Annotated in this window: 1 protein-coding gene; it reads left to right on the top strand. The window is 63.7% G+C overall.

Annotation, left to right across the window (positions count from 1 at the left end):
* The first annotated feature begins 142 nt into the window (after window positions 1-142).
* Window positions 143-1,270 (top strand): ISAs1 family transposase, encoded by a 1,128-nt coding sequence (locus P0D62_RS18945; RefSeq protein ID WP_275704082.1) that lies wholly within the window; start codon window positions 143-145, stop codon window positions 1,268-1,270.
* Window positions 1,271-1,294: the final 24 nt, after the last annotated feature.

Here is a 1,294-nt window from a genome sequence, read left to right as displayed (position 1 = left end):
CAGGGTGCCGTCAAAGTCGTGCGTAGGGCCGTCTGACTAGGCAGTTTATGTGGTTCGCGGCGTGGCGAACGCAAGGGACGCGGTCCCTCTGGTGAGGATGTGGGTGTTCAAATCCAGTCTCGCTTCGAAGGAACCGCGTCCGGTGACATCTTCCCCTGTCACGGCGTGTGCTGTCGAGCCGAAAGTCTTGCGCGCCGCCCAGCTGTCCCAACTGTTCACCTACGTCCCCGATCCCCGTAAAGCACGGGGGCGACGACACCGGTTGCCGGTGATCCTCGCGCTCGCGGTCGCCGCGGTCGCCACGGGAGCGAAATCGATCTACGCGATCGCGGACTACGCTGCCGACACCGGCATCGGGCTTTTGGTCCAGCTCGGCTATCCCGCGAGCATCGTGAGCGAAGCCACCTTCAGGCGTGTGATCGAAGCGTTGGACGCGGAGACCTTCTCGCTGATCTGCGGCGCCTGGCTGAGGCTACGCGCGCAGACCATCGCAGGCCGCCTGGTGATCGCGTTGGACGGGAAAACCGTGCGCGGCGCCCGTGCCGGTGACGCGAGGGCCCCGCATTTGGTGGCCGCCTGCACCCACGCCGACGGCGTGGTCCTTGGCCAAACCCAAGTCGATGACAAATCGAACGAAATACCCGCAACCCGGCATCTACTAGGCATGATGAACCTGACCGGGGTGGTCGTGACGATGGACGCGATGCACACCCAAACCGAGACCGCGCAACAGATCATCGACCAGCACGGCGACTACCTACTGACCGTGAAGGCCAACCAGCCCAGCCTTCACCGAGCCTTGAAGGCCCTGCCCTGGAAACACATCCCATCGGTGGCACAACGGGATCTGTCACACGGAAGAAGGGTCACCCGCACCACTCAAGCCGTCGTCGCTCCTGCGTGGATCAGCTTTCCCGGTGCCCGTCAGGTCGCCAAGGTCCGACGAGTGCGCACCGTCAAGGGCAACAAGACGGTGGAGGTCGTCTACCTGATCAGCTCCACGCCGATGACCGACGCGCAGCCCGCTGTGATCGCCGCCTGGGCCCAAGGCCACTGGGCCATCGAGAACAAAATCCACTACGTGCGCGATGTCACCTTCGACGAAGACCGCTCACGGCTTCGCACCGGCAACGGACCCGCGATGATGGCAGCCCTGCGGAACCTCGTCATCAGCCTCCACCGCTACACCGGAGCAACCAACATCGCTAAAGCCCTCAGACACACCGCCAGACATCCCGACCGGGCCCTCAAACTACTCCTGACAACCTAAAACACGACTTTGACGGCACCCTGG

The organism is Tessaracoccus caeni, from assembly GCF_029211185.1.
Classification (GTDB): Bacteria; Actinomycetota; Actinomycetes; order Propionibacteriales; family Propionibacteriaceae; genus Arachnia; species Arachnia caeni.
The sequence above is the reverse complement of the archived record's forward strand: the minus strand, read 5'-3'. Positions and strand labels throughout refer to the sequence as shown.